The organism is Helicobacter equorum (assembly GCF_900198655.1).
Lineage (GTDB): Bacteria > Campylobacterota > Campylobacteria > Campylobacterales > Helicobacteraceae > Helicobacter_F > Helicobacter_F equorum.
On record NZ_FZPO01000090.1, the window covers coordinates 1 to 1,098 of the forward strand.

The 1,098-nt window shown below is 40.3% G+C and carries 1 protein-coding gene and 1 pseudogene; both read right to left on the reverse strand.

Going from position 1 to position 1,098, the window contains the following annotated elements; genetic code table 11:
• Positions 1 to 520, reverse strand: a pseudogene (locus tag C6H22_RS08520) (hypothetical protein); the annotation flags it as partial.
• 8 nt (positions 521 to 528) lie between these two features.
• Positions 529 to 1,098, reverse strand: a 570-nt coding sequence (locus C6H22_RS08525; protein WP_199769836.1) for an outer membrane family protein, incomplete at its 5' end; no start/stop codon positions are given.

Consider the following 1,098-nt stretch of genomic DNA (forward strand, 5'->3'; position numbering starts at 1 on the left):
TCTCATAAGGGTGTGTGAGATCTTGCATAAAAATTTCTATATTTCTCTCTTTTGCCACGCTTCCTAGAATCTGTGCAATAAACACGCTCTGCGTATGCAAATATAAATCACGCCCCAAAATAAGCGCACCACCACTTCGCACAAAATCCTGTATGTGTGCCACTTCCTCATCGCACAAACTACTTTCATTAACGATATAGCCAATATCTAACTCCGCAACAAATTCTGCCAAACTTTCACATTCTAATCCCAATAACGCACTCACGCCGGATTCTGTGCCAATTTCATAGCGATAGATATTATGTGTATCTTTGAAAAAAAATGGGTGTAAGATAACCCCTTGAGTAACCTTAGCGCGCTCTAAGATCTCTTGTGCTAAAGGCGCAAAAAGTCCAAAACTTAACGCCCTCTTGTATGTAACTTCTACGCCAAAATCTTTAAGAGGCTTAATAACCTTATCGCTATACGCACCCAATGTCTGTAAAAATGTGTGAATATTTGGGAGAGATTGTGTATCCATGCAACCACCTAAAAATTGTAATTAATCTGCGAGATCACATAGCTTCTATCTAACGCTTTACCAACTTCATAGCTCTCGCCATTTAATGCCCACACACTAGCTTCTAGGGGCGTAAAAATATAATAAGTCGCTATCAATCCTAATGTAAGATGAGAATCTATCTCCCAATCTATGTGCAGTTTGAGTGCGTGCTCTCTAGCACTTGGTGCGGTAGTGTATCGTCCATCAAGCCCAAAAACAAAATTTCTAGCTTGTGTTGTTCCTAATGCGACATTACTAAAAAAAAGTGTGCTAAACGCATCGGGTGCTAAAAAGGCATTGAGTGCAGGACCTGTGCTATAAACGCTATTATCAAGTGTGTAGAATCCAAGTGGATTGCCCGGTTGTCCCATACGCGCATTGGCATTGCCTATATTCTTATATATGGCAAGCGAGACATTACAATGGCGTAAAAAATCAAAATCTTGCCGTGCTACAAGCGATGCACTAAAACCCGATGAATCTCCATCACCAAAGTTTGCAAAATAATGTCTGCCAAGACTATTTATTCCCTTGTTATGTATAGGAAAAAGCGCGGT